Source organism: Streptomyces liliiviolaceus (assembly GCF_018070025.1).
In the GTDB taxonomy this organism is placed as follows: domain Bacteria; phylum Actinomycetota; class Actinomycetes; order Streptomycetales; family Streptomycetaceae; genus Streptomyces; species Streptomyces liliiviolaceus.
The window spans coordinates 1,444,136-1,459,793 of the sequence record NZ_JAGPYQ010000002.1 but is presented as its reverse complement, the minus strand read 5'-3'; the positions used below and the strand labels follow the sequence as shown (position 1 = coordinate 1,459,793).

17 protein-coding genes are annotated in these 15,658 nt (G+C 69.4%); 6 read left to right on the top strand and 11 right to left on the bottom strand.

The window, feature by feature from the left end; translation table 11 throughout:
• Window positions 1-2: 2 nt before the first annotated feature.
• The 4 genes from J8N05_RS41815 to J8N05_RS41800 all read right to left on the bottom strand — a co-directional run bounded on the left by J8N05_RS41815 (window position 3) and on the right by J8N05_RS41800 (window position 3,757).
• A complete protein-coding gene (locus J8N05_RS41815; RefSeq protein WP_210892541.1) occupies window positions 3-1,085 on the bottom strand; it encodes an isocitrate/isopropylmalate dehydrogenase family protein in 1,083 nt (360 codons plus the stop codon).
• Window positions 1,086-1,191: 106 nt separating this feature from the next.
• Entirely contained in the window at window positions 1,192-2,028 is an 837-nt protein-coding gene (locus J8N05_RS41810) for a sugar phosphate isomerase/epimerase family protein (protein WP_247706904.1), read from the bottom strand.
• On the bottom strand, window positions 2,025-2,738 hold the full coding sequence (locus tag J8N05_RS41805) for an aspartate/glutamate racemase family protein (RefSeq protein ID WP_210892539.1): 714 nt from the start codon (window positions 2,736-2,738) through the stop codon (window positions 2,025-2,027). The genes J8N05_RS41810 and J8N05_RS41805 overlap by 4 nt, the downstream gene beginning before the upstream one ends.
• 305 nt (window positions 2,739-3,043) lie before the next feature.
• Window positions 3,044-3,757 (bottom strand): FadR/GntR family transcriptional regulator, encoded by a 714-nt coding sequence (locus J8N05_RS41800; RefSeq protein WP_210892536.1) that lies wholly within the window; start codon window positions 3,755-3,757, stop codon window positions 3,044-3,046.
• A gap of 365 nt (window positions 3,758-4,122) precedes the next feature.
• Between J8N05_RS41800 and J8N05_RS41795 the strand changes: the two genes are divergently transcribed.
• Window positions 4,123-5,418, top strand: coding sequence for a CitMHS family transporter (locus J8N05_RS41795; protein ID WP_210892534.1), 1,296 nt, complete (start codon window positions 4,123-4,125; stop codon window positions 5,416-5,418).
• Between the two features lie 149 nt (window positions 5,419-5,567).
• On the top strand, window positions 5,568-6,023 hold the full coding sequence (locus J8N05_RS41790; RefSeq protein WP_247706903.1) for a cupin domain-containing protein: 456 nt from the start codon (window positions 5,568-5,570) through the stop codon (window positions 6,021-6,023).
• 208 nt (window positions 6,024-6,231) lie between these two features.
• Here J8N05_RS41790 and J8N05_RS41785 read toward each other — a convergent pair whose 3' ends face one another.
• The 3 genes from J8N05_RS41785 to J8N05_RS41775 form a co-directional block, all read right to left on the bottom strand.
• A complete protein-coding gene (locus J8N05_RS41785) occupies window positions 6,232-6,582 on the bottom strand; it encodes a DoxX family protein (protein ID WP_210892532.1) in 351 nt (116 codons plus the stop codon).
• A gap of 72 nt (window positions 6,583-6,654) precedes the next feature.
• Window positions 6,655-7,389, bottom strand: coding sequence for an alpha/beta fold hydrolase (locus tag J8N05_RS41780; protein ID WP_210892530.1), 735 nt, complete (start codon window positions 7,387-7,389; stop codon window positions 6,655-6,657).
• A gap of 26 nt (window positions 7,390-7,415) precedes the next feature.
• The gene (locus J8N05_RS41775) at window positions 7,416-7,751 is read right to left on the bottom strand and encodes a hypothetical protein (RefSeq protein ID WP_210892528.1); all 336 of its coding nucleotides are present in this window, start codon (window positions 7,749-7,751) and stop codon (window positions 7,416-7,418) included.
• Between the two features lie 38 nt (window positions 7,752-7,789).
• Here J8N05_RS41775 and J8N05_RS41770 point away from each other — a divergent pair, with 38 nt between their 5' ends.
• The 4 genes from J8N05_RS41770 to J8N05_RS41755 all read left to right on the top strand — a co-directional run bounded on the left by J8N05_RS41770 (window position 7,790) and on the right by J8N05_RS41755 (window position 11,963).
• On the top strand, window positions 7,790-8,248 hold the full coding sequence (locus J8N05_RS41770; RefSeq protein WP_210892526.1) for a winged helix-turn-helix transcriptional regulator: 459 nt from the start codon (window positions 7,790-7,792) through the stop codon (window positions 8,246-8,248).
• 394 nt (window positions 8,249-8,642) lie between these two features.
• Window positions 8,643-8,864, top strand: a complete 222-nt coding sequence (locus J8N05_RS41765; protein WP_210892524.1) for a hypothetical protein — start codon at window positions 8,643-8,645, stop codon at window positions 8,862-8,864.
• Window positions 8,865-8,957: 93 nt separating this feature from the next.
• Complete coding sequence (locus J8N05_RS41760; RefSeq protein ID WP_210894227.1) at window positions 8,958-10,040, top strand: sporulation protein; 1,083 nt, start codon at window positions 8,958-8,960, stop codon at window positions 10,038-10,040.
• A 516-nt stretch (window positions 10,041-10,556) separates the two neighbouring features.
• Window positions 10,557-11,963: a hypothetical protein gene (locus J8N05_RS41755; protein ID WP_210892522.1), complete on the top strand. Its 1,407-nt coding sequence runs from the start codon at window positions 10,557-10,559 to the stop codon at window positions 11,961-11,963.
• A 177-nt stretch (window positions 11,964-12,140) separates the two neighbouring features.
• On the opposite strand, the gene J8N05_RS41750 is transcribed toward J8N05_RS41755, so the two are convergent.
• The 4 genes from J8N05_RS41750 to J8N05_RS41735 form a co-directional block, all read right to left on the bottom strand.
• A complete protein-coding gene (locus J8N05_RS41750; RefSeq protein WP_210892520.1) occupies window positions 12,141-13,529 on the bottom strand; it encodes a PTS ascorbate transporter subunit IIC in 1,389 nt (462 codons plus the stop codon).
• Window positions 13,530-13,906: 377 nt separating this feature from the next.
• Window positions 13,907-14,188, bottom strand: coding sequence for a PTS sugar transporter subunit IIB (locus J8N05_RS41745; protein WP_210892518.1), 282 nt, complete (start codon window positions 14,186-14,188; stop codon window positions 13,907-13,909).
• Complete coding sequence (locus tag J8N05_RS41740) at window positions 14,185-14,640, bottom strand: PTS sugar transporter subunit IIA (RefSeq protein ID WP_210892516.1); 456 nt, start codon at window positions 14,638-14,640, stop codon at window positions 14,185-14,187. The genes J8N05_RS41745 and J8N05_RS41740 overlap by 4 nt, the downstream gene beginning before the upstream one ends.
• 41 nt (window positions 14,641-14,681) lie before the next feature.
• Window positions 14,682-15,410 carry a GntR family transcriptional regulator gene (locus J8N05_RS41735; protein WP_210892514.1) on the bottom strand — a complete coding sequence of 243 codons (729 nt, stop codon included), beginning with the start codon at window positions 15,408-15,410 and terminating at the stop codon, window positions 14,682-14,684.
• Window positions 15,411-15,658 lie beyond the last annotated feature (248 nt).

Sequence of the window (15,658 nt, the reverse complement as noted above, 5' to 3'; positions counted from 1 at the left end):
GGTCAGTCCTGGCCGGCGCCGATGGCCTTGACGACCGCGGTGGTGAACTCGCTGGTGGACGCGGAGCCACCGAGGTCCCGGGTGGAGATGCCGGAGGCGATCGCGTCGGCCACCCCCTTCTCGACGGTCTTCGCGACAACGGACAGCCGCTCGTCCCCGTGCTTGGCCGCGAGCCACTCGAACAGCATCGCGCCGGAGAGGATCATGGCGACCGGGTTGGCGATGTTCTGCCCGGCGATGTCGGGGGCGGAACCGTGGGACGCCTGTGCCATGGCGGTGGTGGCGGAGGAGTTGATGGACGGGGCGGTGCCCAGCGAACCGGAGATCTCACCGGCCAGGTCGGAGAGGATGTCGCCGAACATGTTCTCGGTGACGATGACGTCGAAGTCCTGGGCCCGGCGCACCAGATGGACGGTCATGGCGTCGATGTGGAAGTCGTCCACCGCCACGTCCGGGTACTCCTGGGCGACGTCCTGACACACCGTGCGGAACAGGCCGGTGGTCAGCTTCAGCACGTTCGCCTTGTGGACGATGGTCAGCTTCTTGCGGCGCGAGCGGGCCAGGTCGAAGGCGACGCGGGCGACGCGTTCGGTGGCCTGGCGGGTGATGATGCCCAGCATGATCGCGGTGTCCGGGGTGGGCATGAACTCACCGGTGCCGGCGAAGGTGTTGCGGTCGGCGTAGAAGCCCTCGGTGTTCTCGCGGACGATGACCAGGTCGGCGTTGTCGCAGATCGACTCGGCGCCGGGGAACGACTTGGCGGGGCGGATGTTGGCGAACAGCTGGAAGTGCTTGCGCAGTGTGCCCGAGGGGTTGAGCGCGGACTTGTGCGGCTCGGGGTAGCCGACGGAGTCGTGCGGGCCGAGGTACCAGCCGTCGAGGCCGGCCAGGGCCTCCTTGGTCTCCTCGGGGACGGGGGTGCCGTGGGACTCGATCGCGGTGGCGCCGAGCGGCAGGGACACCCAGTCGACCTCGACGCCCGCGGCCCGTGCGGCGGCGGTCGCGATCTCGACGGAGGACGGGACGATCTCGGGGCCGATGCCGTCGCCCTCAAGGACGCCGAGACGGTAGATGGTGGTGCTCATGATGCGGGTTCCTCTTTCGGTGGGCTGCTCTTGGCGGCAGGAGGGCTGAACGGGCGGGCAGCAGGGCAGTCAGGTCGTCGGGGAGGTCACGGACGGTCAGGTCAGGTCATGTCAGGGTCGCGGCCGCGTCGTCCAGTGCCGCCCAGGAGCGGGCCGCGGCCTGGTGGCTGTCACCGTTCTGGGTGTGTTCGAGCGTCAGCCAGCCGGTGAAGCCACCCGTGTGCAGTGCCCGCAGCAGGGAGGGCAGCCGCGGATCGCCGACGGTGAGCGGGCCCCGTGTGCCGGGCGCCGCCAGTTGCACGCACCCGGTGACCGAGGCGTGCTGTGCGACGGCCTCGGTCGCGTCGATGCCCTCGGCGTCGAGGTGGTGGGTGTCCAGCACGAGTCCGGCCGGGCTGTCGAGCGTGTCGATGAGGGCGCGGGCCTCGTCGGGGGTGTGCCACAGCGAGGTGTTGGCCCGCGACTGCGGCTCCAGCAGCAGTCGGCTGCCGTGCAGGGTCGCTTCCTCGGCCAGATGCTGGACGGCACGCTCGGCCCACAGGCGCTGCATGTCCTCCAGACCGGGCAGGAAGGTGCCTCGGGTCTGGCCGAGGGTGACCGGCACACCGAGCACGCCGGCGAGCCGGGCCGCGCCGAGGAGACGGAACAGGGCGTGACGGCGTACGTCCGGCGAGGGGTCGGTGAGCGTCAGCCGGTCGTGGGCCGCGACCGGGCCCGTACCGACGCCCAGGATCTTCATCCCGGCGGCTTCGACGGTCCGTACGAGGTCGTCGGCGTGGTGGGCGCCGCTGTCGCGGACCTGCAGTTCCACACCGTCGTAGCCCAGTTCGGCGAGGTGGTCCACCGCCTCGGCCAGGGGTGCGGCGTAGCCGAGGGGCATGAAGGCGGCACAGTCGTCACCGGAGACGGTGTAGGCCAGCGGCCAGGGCAGACGTGCCGTCATCGTGACACCGCCGCGGTGGTCGTCCGTCCCGCGCCGGGGACACGGGTGAGCCGACCGCGCAGTTCGCGGGCCGCGGCGCCGGCGCCGTCGAGCACGGGTACGCCCAGCAGGGCGGCCAGGGCATCGCGGGCCGGGGTCAGTGAGTACTGCGCCAGCAGCACCACGTCGGCGTCGGTGCTCCCGGTGGCGTGCAGGGCGTCGGCCAGGTGCCGGGCGGTCGCCTCGGGACCGCGCGCGGTGGCCGCCTCCTCGCTCAGAGCTGTCACGATGTCCACGGGGCGGTCCGGGCGGAGCACCGGGACGAGCGCTTCGAGCTGGGCGAGGGCGGCCGGTACGGCGGGCGCCGTGGAGGCGACGACGGCGATGCGCCGGTACGGACCGGTCAGCGCGGCGGTGAACATGGCCTCGTCGGACTTGAGGACGGGTGCGTCCCACAGGGCGCGGGCGGTGTCCACCACCTCCCCGTAGGAGGAGCAGGTCAGCAGCAGGCCCTGGGCGCCGCCGTCCATCACGTGTCCGATCAGGCGGAGCATGCGCCGGCGCAGCGCGTCGGTGAGCCCGTCGGCGTCACGGGCGTCGTCCAGCAGGCGGTCGTCCAGCACGTTCCAGACCGTGGCCTGCGGAAACTCCCGTGCGAACGCCTCTTCGGCGATGCGGTGCGCGGCGGGTACGGCGTGGATCATGGCGACCAGGGGGCGGGGTTCGTTCACCGGGGTTCTTACCTCTTCCGGTAGGCGGGGACCGGCAAGGGTCCCGACCGCGGGCCCGTTCCGAACGGCGTGAGAACGCCTCGTGAGAACACGCGGAGGAGCCCGGGATGGGGGACGGCAGCGTGTGGTTGCGGTGCCGCGCCGCCACTGTAGGCGGCACCGGTCAACCGGTCAACCGGTTGATGGCATGGAGCGCCACGTGACGGCCGGGATGCCGGCCACAGCCCCTCCCACGGGCGGCGACCCGAGGTCCCGGATCCGAGGCGCCCCATGGTGCGGGGCGCCTCACGGCCCACGGCGCCCGGCTACGCCTCGCGCCGGTCGAGGGCTTCCATCAGGCGACGGGACGCGCCGTCCATGTGCTGCGCCATCGCGGCGCGCGCCGCCTCCGCGTCCCCCGCCACGACCGCTTCGAAGATCGGTACGTGGTCGGCGTAGGCCACTTCACGGGAGCGGACGGCTCCGGTGCGCTCCACCCAACCCCGCTGGATCATCGCCCGCATGCCCTTGAGCATGTCCCGCAGCACTGCGTTGCCCGACAGCTCGCCCAGGGCGGCGTGGAAGGCGGTGTCCGCCTCGGGGAACTCCTCGTCCGGGCACTGGCGCATCGCCGCCAGCCGTGCGCGCAGGAGTTCCACGCCCGCCTCGTCGCGAGCCTGCGCGGCGAGGCCGGCGACGACCACCTCCAGCTCAGCGCGGGCCTGCACCATGTCCCGGGCGCCCCGTTCCCCGAGGATCAGGCCCAGTTCGAAGAGCCGGTACAGCACGTCGGAGTCGGTGCCGCGGAAGTACGTTCCGCTGGACTGGCGGATCTCCAGCAGTCCGAGGAACCCGAGCGACTTGATCGCCTCGCGCACGGTGGGCCGGTTCACCCCGAGCATCTCGGTCAGCTGCCGCTCCGACGGGATCCGGTCACCGGGCTGCACCTCGCCTGACATCAGGTAGTCGATCAGTCGGCGGGACACCTCGGCGGCCAGCGGTTCCCGCGGCTCGACCGTGATCCTGGCGAGTTCGGCCATCGAATTCCTCACTTCGGTATTGACGAGATGGCCGGATTCTAGTTACCTACCGGCAATCCGGTAAACCGGTTGTCCGGAGGTCGGGCGAGCCGCCTTCCCTTCCTCGACCACCCGTCCGCCACCGGACGACCCAGCCATCCCGAACGCACCCCTGACCTGCCCGCGGGCCGATGCCCGCCGCGGCCGTGTGTCTCGAAACCGCCGTACAGGAGCCGCACGTACCATGACCGACCCCACGCACGAGCCGAGTACGGCCTCACGTGCGCCGTCGGTCACCGTCCGACCCGACACGCACTGACCTGCGCCGCCCCGCGCCGCGCCGCCGACCCACCGGCGGCCCTCCGCACCTGCATCAAGGAGCAACGATGCTCGCCGTCCTCGGCTTCGCCACACTGGGCAGCTTCATGCTGCTCGTCATGCGGAAGTATCTCTCCGCCTTCACCGCCATCATGCTCACGCCCATCGCCGCGGCCCTGATCGCGGGCAAGGGCGCCAAGCTCGGCGACATGATCATGAACGGTCTGGACACGGTCGCGCCCACCGCCGCCCTGCTGCTGTTCGCCGTCCTCTACTTCGGTCTGATGATGGAGGTCAAGCTCTTCGAGCCGATCGTCCAGGCCATCGTGCGCGCCACGAAAGGCGACCCGGTCCGCATCGTCGTCGGCACCGCCGTGCTGTCCCTATGCGTCGCCCTGGACGGCGACGGCACCACCACCTACATGATCGTCTGCTCCGCGTTCCTGCCCGTCTACCGGCGCCTCGGCATCAACCCGCTCATTCTCGCCACCCTCGCCGCGATGGCGCTGGGCACCATCTCCGGCACCACGCCCTGGGGCGGCGCCGCCACCCGTGGCATCAGCGTCCTGCATCTGAGCGCCACCGAATACTTCGTCCACATGCTCGCCCCCATGGCGCTCACCAGCCTGGCCATCATCGCCGTCGCCTACTGGCTCGGCCTGCGTGAACGCGGCAAGCTCGACCCCGAGAAGCTCAGCGCCTACAAGTTGGAGATCGCTTCCGGCGAGGCGTTCGAGCCGGTCGAGGTCGACTGGCGCATGTGGTTCAACGCCGCCCTCACCGTGCTCCTCATGGCGCTGCTCATCCTGGAGGTCGCCGACCTCCTGGTGCTCTTCATGGTGGCCTTCGTGATCGCCCTGCTGGTCAACATCCGCAAGATCGGCGACCAGCAGGACCTCATCAAGCGCCAGGCGGCCAACGCGGTCCCGGTGATGATCCTGGTCCTGGCCGCCGGTGTGTTCACCGGCATCATGACCGACTCCGGCATGATCAAGGCCATGGCGGACGCGGCCCTGTCGATCGTTCCCGAGGGCTGGGGCAATGTCATCCCGCTCTTCACCGCCGTCCTCGCGCTGCCGCTCGGGTTCTTCATGTCGAACGACGCGTACTGGTTCGGTGTCGTGCCCGTCCTGGCCGAGTCCGCCGCGCACTACGGCATCCCCGCCAACGAGATCGCCAGGGCCGGCGCCATCGGGCAGATCCTGCACATGATGGGCCCCACCAGCGCGCCCCTGTGGGTTCTGCTCGGGCTCGTCAAGGCGGAACTGGGAGACTTCCAGAAGCACGCCCTGCGCTGGGGCGTCCTGGTCTCCTTCGCGTACATCGCCTTCGCGGTGGTCACCGGCGCGATCAGCGTCACCTGAGCGACGGGCGGGCCCGCGCCTGACCTTCGGTGCCACCAAGGAGTCCGGCTACGGCCGCGAGATCGGCGCCGAAGGCACGCGCGAGTCCGACAGAACCGACACCGCGCGGATGCCCCCCGCGCCTGACACCCCTCACCAGGAGAGACATCGTGCATGAACACCCCACCGACGAGCCCTGCTCCACCTCCTTCCCTCCCGCAGTCCTGTGCCCGGGGGAGCTGACCTCCTTCAGCCGTGGCGGCGGCGCACGCACGGTCCCGCTGGTCACCCGGGCCGTCGGCGCCGAGGTCTTCCTCTCCGGGCAGACCCTTTTCGAGGGCGGCGCCGGCATCGCCCTGCACACCCACAACTGCCCGGAGAGCGTGACCATCCTCGAAGGCGACGCCATCGTGGAGATCGACGGCACCGAACACCACGTCACCCGCTTCGACACCACGTACGTCGCCGCCGGCACCCCCCACCGCTTCCGCAACGCCTCGGCCACCGAGCCCATGCGCATCCTGTGGATCTACGCCTCCGTCGACGCCACCCGCACCCTCGTCGAGACCGGAGTCACCTCACGGATCGACGCGGAGCACGTCAAGACAGCCGGAGACAACTGCTGACATGGCTGGTGCCCTTGGTGCCGGGGAGCACCGGGTCGCGCAGGACGGTGTGCAGGGTGCCGTCGGCCCCTGGGTGATTGAGTGACTGGGCGGCATCGGCACCTGGGCGGACGCGGCGGCGTGCGAGGCGAACTCGCAAGCTCTCAAAGGAAATACCGCGGCCGCCGCGTCAGTTCCGACAACATCTCGGAGAGGTCAGTAGGACCTGCTACATGGTTGCGACGCGCAGCGCGACGAGCGTGATGGCGACAGCCGTGAGGACCGCTGCCGGGGGTGTCCCCGTGTAGTCACGGGCGCGCAGGTGAGCGGCGACCGCGCCGATGAAGTAGAGCGTCAGCGCGACGGCGGCGGCGATTCCGAGCGGTGCCCACCAGAGCCCGATGACGAGGCCGCCGGCGCCGGCTATCTGGGCGACACCCAGGAACGGCAGCGCTCCGTACGGCAGGCCGATGGTGGACATCTGGTCGACGAGCCGTTTCGGCCGGGTGAACTTGGCGCCGGCCGAAGCCAGGAGAACCGCCGACATGAGCGCGGCAACGATGGCATAGGCGATGAACATGGTGAGACCTCAGGTGCTGGAAGAGAGCGATCGGCTGGAGAGCCGCTGACCTGACCCGGACGCTTTCGCGGGTCAGGAGTTGTCGAGCAGCAGGGCGCAGAGTTCCGCGGGCTTGGTGATCATGGCGTCGTGGCCGGTGTCCAGGGTGTGGACGCGAGACGGCTCGCCGTTGGGCTGAAACTTCGGGATGGGCCGCCGGGCGACGCCCTCGGGCTCGTTCCCGACGCACAGGATGTGGGCCCGTGGGATGGACGCCTGTGCGGGGTCGTCCATCTCGGCCGGTTGCTGGAAGCAGAGCACCGACTCATCCGTCAGCGTGCTCTTGAGCCAGGAGATGTCGTCGGGGTCGGTGACGCCGAAGAGGCCGAGCGGCGCGGCGAGTTCCGGCAGAGGCGGAATGCGCCAGGGCTGGGCACTGCCGGCGGCACCGTCGATCAGGGCCTGTGTGAGGGGCATGACGTCGATGGCGTTCTCACCGTGTGTCGGCACCATCGCGTCGAGGTACACCAGGCGGGAGATCCGCTCGGGAACCCGGTTGGCCACGTTGGAGATGACCAGGCCCGCGTAGCTGTGTCCGACGAGGACGACGTCGTTCAGGTCGTGTTCGAGGATGAGGCCGATGACGTCGTCGGTGTGGGTGGTGAGGCCGACCTCGGGGCCGAGCAGGTCGGCCTTGTCCCCGTGGCCCGTGAGGGACGGCGCGAAGACACGGTGGCCTTCGGCGGTGAGCAGGGGCGCGACGCGGTTCCAGGACCGCCCGTCGTGCCAGGCCCCGTGTACGAGGACGTAGGTGGTCGGATGGGGCATGGCTGATCCTTGGAGTGGAAGTGGGTCTACTGACAGGTGGACTTGTGCTGCACGCGGGCATGGCTGAATCGGTTGGCGCCGAGCAGTTCCCCGCCCGTCAGTGCAGATCGACGGTCGGTTGGGCCCTGGTGGTACTGCCTCCCAGATACGCCGGCGTCATCGGCAACCCCAGGCGTGCCGGCCCGCCGGGCGCCGTCCGGCGACCCTCCGACGGCCAGCCGCACCGGCAGAGCTCTGGCCAGGCGGGGAACGATGGCGGCGCCGTTCAACGGCGGCCGGAACCGTCCCTCCCACGCGATGCGGTCCTCGTGCGCGATCCTGCGCAACAGGTCGAGCTGCGCGATGTCGGAGAGAGAAGACACCGAGTTCGACCTCGGTGCCCGCTGGAGCGGTGTGCTGCATGTCTTCGACGTTAGGCATCCGTCAGGTACCTGAAGGTACCCTTCGGCGCGTGAGCCTCCGCCCCGGAACCGTGTTCCTCGCCGACTGCCCCGCCCGCCTGGCCATCGAGATCATCTCCAGCAAATGGGCCGTGGTCACGCTCTTCGCCTTGACCGACGGCCCCCTGCGACACGGCGAGCTGGTCGAGCTCATCGGCGGTGTCTCACGCAAAGTACTGACGCAGACGCTGCGCCGTCTTCAGGACAACGGGCTCATCGAACGACGTGCGTACGCCGAGGCGCCACCACGCGTGGAGTACAGCCTGACCGAGCTGGGGCACACCTTGGAAGAGCCCATCAGAAGGCTCACCGACTGGGCACGAACCAACGGAGAAGCGGTTGCCGCCTTTCACGATGCGGCCGCGGAGAAGGACGCATCGAGCGACCCCTCCCATGGGCCCGACGGGCCGACGGCGTGAACGGACGCCGTGTGACGCACGGCCCCAGCTGTGCATGAACAGTCCGAACAGCCCCTGGGTTCCGCGCCGGTGAAGCGGCGGGAGCGGTCGGTCCTGCCGTGGCTTCCCCATGAAAGGGGCAGGCCACAGCTGTGGGGGCGGCTTCAGCCATTCCTGCGGATGCTTTTCGGACGTTCCGCCGGGATGCCGTCCGCGCGGGCCGCGCAACCCTATACTTCTACAAGCGTGTAGATGACGCGGAGGGCGTCCGGATGCTCCGGGCTGCCCTGCGGACGACGGGCAAGGCGGGAGGGCACGCACCGGTTTGAGCAGCGCATTACCCGACGGGTCACGGGCCGTCCCAGCGGCCACGCCGTCCGGACCATCCACTGGTTGTTTCCCTGGGAGGGCTGTCGTGGCTTCGATCGACCTGGACAAGGTGCTGGACAAGACGTGGGCGGACAAGAGTCTGCCGGAGATCCTCGCCGCACCGATCTCCGCGCTGAAGGGTGTCTCGGACAAGGACGGTGAACTCCTCCAGGAGGCGTTCGGCATCACGACCGTCGCCGAACTGGCCGAGTTGAAGTACGCGCGCTGGGCGCAGGCCCTGGCTGCCCTCGACGCCTCCGCCAAGTAACCCTCGCGCAGGGCGGCGGACCCCACCCCCTTCGGGGTCCGCCGCCCTGCGCGGGCAAGAACCGTACGTACACATGAAGGAGTGAACGCCACGATGGTGTTCAAGCGGCTGCTCGGTTCGCTCGGCGTGGGCGGACCCACGGTGGACACGGTCCTCGACCCGGGCGCGGTGCTGCCCGGCGGGACCCTGAACGGACAGGTACAACTGCGGGGCGGTGAAGCGGACTTCACGATCGATCACATCACCCTGGAACTGGTGGCGCGAGTCGAGGCCGAGCACGACGACGGTGAGTCCGAGGGCACTGCCGTCTTCGACCGGTTCACCGTCGGCGGCGGCTTCCGCCTCGCCGCCGGCGAGCTGCACAGCGTGCCGTTCAGCATGATGGTGCCCTGGGAGACCCCCGTCACCGAGCTGTACGGGCAAGGGCTGGGCATCGTGCTCGGGGTGCGCACCGAGCTGGCGGTGGCGGGAGCCAAGGACAAGGGCGATCTGGACCAGTTGGCGGTGCGCCCGCTGCCTGCCCAGGAGGCGATCCTGGAAGCGCTCGGACAGCTCGGCTTCGGCTTCAAGTCCGCGGACCTGGAATGGGGGCACATCGGCGGCACCGGCCAGCAGTTGCCCTTCTACCAGGAGATCGAGCTCGCCCCGGCGCCGCAGTACGCGCACCAGGTCAACGAGATCGAGGTGACGTTCCTCGCCACCCCGGGCGGCATGGACGTGATCCTGGAGGCCGACAAGCGCGGCGGCCTCTTCTCCGGCGGGCACGACGCGGTGACCCGCTTCACCGTCAGCCACTACGGCGTCGAGCAGATCAACTGGAATGACGAGGTCGACCGGTGGATCCGCCAACTGGTCGAGCACCACGTCTCCCGCGGCGGGCACGACGCGTACGGGCACAGCGATCCGCACCACAGCAGTGGTTCCTACGGACACGGTGACCCCTACGCCGCACAGGGCGGTTACGCCCACAAGGACGACCACGGCCACGGGCATGGTCACGGGCACGGTGATGGCCACGGCGACCGCTCCGGTCCCGGCATGGGCACCGTCGTCGCGGCCGGCGCGGCGGGACTCGCCGTCGGCGTGGTCGGCGGGATGGTCGCGGCCGAGGTCGTCGACGAGGTGGGCGACTTCTTCGAAGGCGACGACGACGAAGGCGAGGGCGACGAGGACTGAACCATCCGGGAGCCGGGCTGCCGCGCGTCGCCCGCTGAAGGCCCGGGACCGCGTCCGTCCCCGGCAGGCAGCAGGGGTCCACGGCTCGTGGCGGCACCACCTACGAGCCGTGGGGCGCCAACACATCCAACAGGAGCCGCTGGGACGGCTGTTGCGGCACCGGCATTCGCACCGGCACCGGCATTCGCACCGGCACCGGCAGCGGCACCCGCACCGGCAGCGGTGCGGGCACGCGCGGCCGGGCGCCCCGCTTGGCGGTCCCATCGCTCGGGACCCGGGTGGACGCCGATGCGCCAGGGAGAGATCGGGTGACGGCGGAGCACAGGTGGGCGCACCAAGAGAAATCACCGCATCCGCCAGAGAAACGTTGTATTCCCCCCTGCCGCTCGTATGGCCTCGCTGCTCCAATGGTGCGAGCGCGGTGGGCGTATCGGGGGACACCTGACGGATCCCGTGCCGCCACCGCGCTGTGCCCGGCCGCAACCGGCCGCCGGGAGCAGCGACCAAGGGGGACCGATGCACTACTTCAACGCGGCGGCGCCGGGAGCGTTTGCCCCCACCTACACCTCGACGTCTCCGCTGGAGGCGCACGCCTGGGTGCCGGACCCGGCCGCCGGGGTCGGTTACACCTTCCTCAACGCGGGCGCGCCCAACATCGTCGGCTCGACCACGACCGGGCTGCGCGTCTCGGTCAACGGCCGCTTCGCCGTGGAGGACTCACCGGTGACGCGCCGTCAGGCCAAGCACTTCTTCGCCACCGCGGCGACGGTGGCCCAGTGGAACCGCACCCTGGCCCGCCAGGGCTCCATCTTCCAGTTCTTCACCGACCCCGCCCACACGGTCACCTTCACCCTCCCCGGCGCCGGAGCCCCGACCGTCCTTCAGCGTGCCCACCCCGCCAATCTGAGCGCACCGGTCCAGCGGATCGGCAACGAAGTGACCACCACCGAGAACTGCAACGGTACGGTCCTCGAAGTGATCGGCTCGGGCCTCCAGCCCACCCCCAGGCTGGGCGCAGCGGTCTTTCTCGGGACCACTCCCGCCCAGCAGCAGACCTTCTTCGAATACCACGTCGCCAACCATCTCTCGGGCGGTGTGGCCGCCGCGGACATCCCCGCCGCCCCCGCGGCCCTTGCCGCCGCACAGGACGCCATCGCCCTGAACTGGGGGCAGGACCTCGCCGCCCTGCTGGCCCACGCGGTGCCCCCGCACAACGCGGCGCTCGCCGGCAACGCCATGACCCTGGGAGTGAACACCTTCGCCCGCCCCACCGCCGTCGGACAGGCCCTCTACACAGGCTCGCTCGGCGCCCGGCACGCCGCCGCCGGAGGACCTCAGGTCCAGGACCACGCCAACGGCCGGCTGCTCACCGATCCGGTCGACCTCAATCGCGTGCTGTGGGGCTTCCACTGGGCCGGAGTCATCGGCATGGACGGAACCGACTACCTGACGCTGGAGAACTACGCCCGGAACGGGGAGAACGCATTCGGTCAGGGCGCCGAACTCTTCTACTTCAACATGTACGGAACCGGTGTCGACGAGAGCTGGCACGAGGTCTGGGCGACCCCGAACGTCCTCAGCAAGGGCTTCGCCAACGCCATCTCGCTCGTGGTCGAAGCGGCCAACCCGCCCGGCCTGCGCTACTTCGTCCTCGGCAGCAAGAACAACCACGGTGACCTGGCGGTGGCGGCCCACGACCAGCACGTCCAGCAGGCTCTCTGCCAGGGGCTCAACTACGCCAACGTGCACCGTTACGCCGATGCCCTGCCCGACCAGTTCGCGGACCGGGGGCGCCGCAATGCCTGGATCAACGCGATCAACGCGTTGCTCGCTGCCCCTCCCGCCTGGCTGACCCCCACCACGACCGCATTCGCCCAGCACGTCCTCAACGCCCTGAACCACGTGACCGTGCCGCCTCTGTAACCGTGCCCTCCGTGACCGTGCCGCCTCCGTGACATGGCCGAGAGGTGGCACGACCAGTCGTGTCGGACATTCGAACATGGTGCAGCGGGCGGACAGCCGCGCGATCTCCAGCGATCGCGCCTGCCCGCCCGCTTCACCACACAAGAGACCTCCGTGGTCTTTCGTCGGGCAGGCGGCTCAGCCCGCGGGCTGAGTTTCCTTCTCCGCGGTGACCTCGTTGGTGGAGCCGCGCCGGGCGACGAGGGTGCTGGCGACGAAGGTGGCTGCCAGGGCGATGAGGACGAGAGCGATGACGGCTATGTGGCCGATGCGTTCGGCGCCGCCGATCAGCAGGCCGGAGACACCGAAGTCGGCGTCGGAGAAGGTGGAGTTCTGCAGGCCGACGTCGCCGAGGAAGGGCAGGACGAGCAGCGGCAGGAAGGTGATCAGCAGGCCGTTGGCCATGGCACCGAGGACGGCGCCGCGCCGTCCGCCGGTCGCGTTGCCGATGACACCCGAGGCGGCGCCCGTCATGAAGTGGGCGACGATGCCGGGGATGATGATCGTGCCGCCGACGGCCACGAGGATGCCCATGCCGATGAGCCCGCCGACGAAGCTGGCCAGGAAGCCGACGAGTACGGCGTTCGGGGCGAAGGTGAAGACGATCGGGACGTCCAGCGCGGGCCGGGCGTTGGGCACCAGCTTCTCCGAGATGCCCTTGAAGGCGGGGATGATCTCGGCGAGGACGACACGGACACCGGCGAGGATGATGAACACGCCCGCGGCGAACTTGCCGGCCTGCATGATCGCCCACAACACGTACCACTGGCCGTTGCTGAGCTCGCGCTCGACGTATCCGGGGCCTGCCACCAGAGTGACCAGCAGGTAGATGACGCCCATGGAGCCGGCGATGACGACCGTGGTGTCACGCAGGAAGCCGAGGCCCTTGGGGATCTTCAGGTCCTCGGTGGACTTGGAGGAGTCACCGAAGAACTTGGCGACGAGGCCGCTGGTGGCGATGCCGAAGTTGCCGGTGTGGCCGAGTGCGACGTTGTCGTTCTTGGTGACCTTGCGCATCCAGGGCTGGACGAGCGCCGGCGAAAGGGTGGTGATCAGGCCCTGGGCGAGGGAGCCCCAGAGGATGGCCTGCCAGGTGCTGAAGCCGTTCGCGATGAGGATGACGGCGATCATGGCCGCCAGGTACAGGGCCACGTGCCCCGACATGTAGATGAACTTGAACACGGTGAGCCGGGCCAGCAATACGTTCACGACCATGCCGAAGAAGAAGATCAGCGCGGCCTGCGAGCCGTAGTCGGTGAGCACCTTGCCGACGATGGCCTCGTTGTTGGGCACCACTCCCTGCACTCCGAAGGCGTGCTGGAACATGTCGCCGAACGGGGTCAGCGCGTCGGAGACCACGCCGGCACCGGCCGCGAGGACGAGGAAACCGACGAACGCCTTGATGGTCCCCTTGACGGTGTCGGAAAGGGACTTGCGCTGGAGCAACAGGCCCAGGAGGGCGATCAGGCCGATGATGACGGATGGCTCACGGAAGACATCCAGAAGACTGTCCAGAACGCTGTTCACAGACAACGCCTCTCTTCGGGCACGACGAGGCCGCGTGCGGAAGTGGTGGGTGCCGGGGTCGGCGAGAACGGGTAGCCGGGTTCGGCGCGGCCGGGCGGCGTGCGGGGAACCTGTCGGCGGCCTCGGCTCCGCGGCGACACGAGCGGGACGTCGCGCGCTGCGGGCGGGGCGGGCAGGCGGCGGTCGGGGCAGTGGCTGCCCCTCGCCGTCGTGGGCGGGACGGTGCCGAAGCCGGCGGCCGTCACCAAGGTACGGATCAGCGTACGGATCCACGGCGACGTACGGATCCATGGATGGACGGACGCGTGAACGTACGGATGAAACGTTTCTGCGGAGGGGGTTCCGCAGATCGGTGCTCAGTGCGGAGCCGCGACCGCTCAGGCGACGCCGTGTCGCGCGGCCGCTTCCTTGACCGCGCCGCGCAGCTCGTCCATGTCGATGATGCTGTTCAGCACGACCACGTCACCCAGACCCTGGACGGCGTCCTCCAGGTCCTTCGCGACGACGAACACGTCCGCGCTGTCGGGACCGGCGGAACTGATGTCGGAGTGCTCCACCGTGACGTCCTGGAGCCCCAGTTCGCGTACGACGGTCTCGATGTTCATGCGCACCATGAAGCTGCTGCCCAATCCGGTGCTGCACATCGCCAGGAACTTCATTCTGAGTCCTCGAATTCGGTGATCAGTTTGACTACCTCGGGCGCCGAAGCCGCGTCGCGCAGGGCTTGGCGGGTGTGGGCGTCCGAGAGAATGCGCGCGAGGGAGGCCATGGCGCGCATGTGCGCGTCGGCGTCCGCTGCCGCGAAACAGAAGTAGAGGTCGACCGCGTGCTCGGGCAGGTCGAGCAGCGGGGCCGGTTCGCCCAAGCGGAGCATCGAGATACCGGTACGCACCACTCCGTGCTCGGGGCGGGCGTGCGCGAGGGCGATGCCGTGGCCGAGGTCGATGTAGGTGCCGCCGGCCGTGATCGAGTCGAGCATGGCCCGGACGTACTCGGGGGTGACGTCTCCGGCCTCCACCAGCGGACGGGCGACCTGGGTGACTGCTTCCTGCCAGGTCAGCTTTTCCTGGGTGAAGTGGATGTTCCGCTCGGGGAGAAGGTGACTGAGCATGCGTGCTCCACAGGGGGTGCGGGGAAGGCGACCGCGGTCGACTACTCGGAGTCGGCCACGATGTCGAAGGACAGTTCCGCCGTGTCCGGCAGGAACTTCGAGGTGCCGAAGATGACGGGTTTTCGCCCCGGCTCGAAGACGCACGAGGTGGCCAGCAGCAGAGGGGTCTCCTCGGCGACTTCCAGCAGTGCGGCTTCCCGCGCGTCGCACCGGTGCAGTCCGACGACGATCTCGTTGCGGACGAGCAGCACGTCGTGCCGGGCCCGCAGGTGGGCGTACAGGGAGGAGTCGGTGAAGTCCGAGGTCAGCACGTCGGGGAAGCGGTCCTCCTCGACGTACGACTCGGCCAGGTGGTGCACCACGCCGTTCACGCTGCGCAGCCGCTCCAGCCGGACGACCGAGGTGGCGGGGCTGATGCCGAGCGCGGCGGCCAGGCGGGTGCCGGCCCGCTCGCTCCGCTGCACGGTCACCCGTGAGGTGACGGTGTGCCCCTGTCGGGTGAGCTGGGTGTGGAAGCCGGTCACCTCGTTCACGAACCGCTCGCGGTGCTTGAGGTTGTAGCGGGGGTGGCTCACGAAGGTGCCGCGGCCGTGCTCCCGTACGAGGTAGCCGTCCTGGACCAGTTCGTCCACGGCCCGGCGCAGCGTGATGCGGCTCACGTCGTACTCGCTGCACAGGATGCCCTCGGCGGGCAGTCGCTCCCCGACGGGGAGACTCTGCACGCGCCGCAAGAGGTGGTCGCGCACTTGTGCGTACTTGTGCCCGGCCATCCACGACCTCCTTGTCGGGCTTACGTGTCATCGAGACATCATGATGACTACAGGACATTCGACGCGTCAATAGTAGACACCTAAACGAAATCTTCGGGTGGGCCGGAGCCCTGGCCGCCTCTCCGCGGACCTGGCCTCACGTCGCTGGCCTGCTGTATCTCCTCTGTGAGGCTCGACAGGACCCCTCTGGTGCCGATGTGGAGGAGTGGGTTACGTTTCCCGAAGTCATCATGACGTCATGTTCTCTC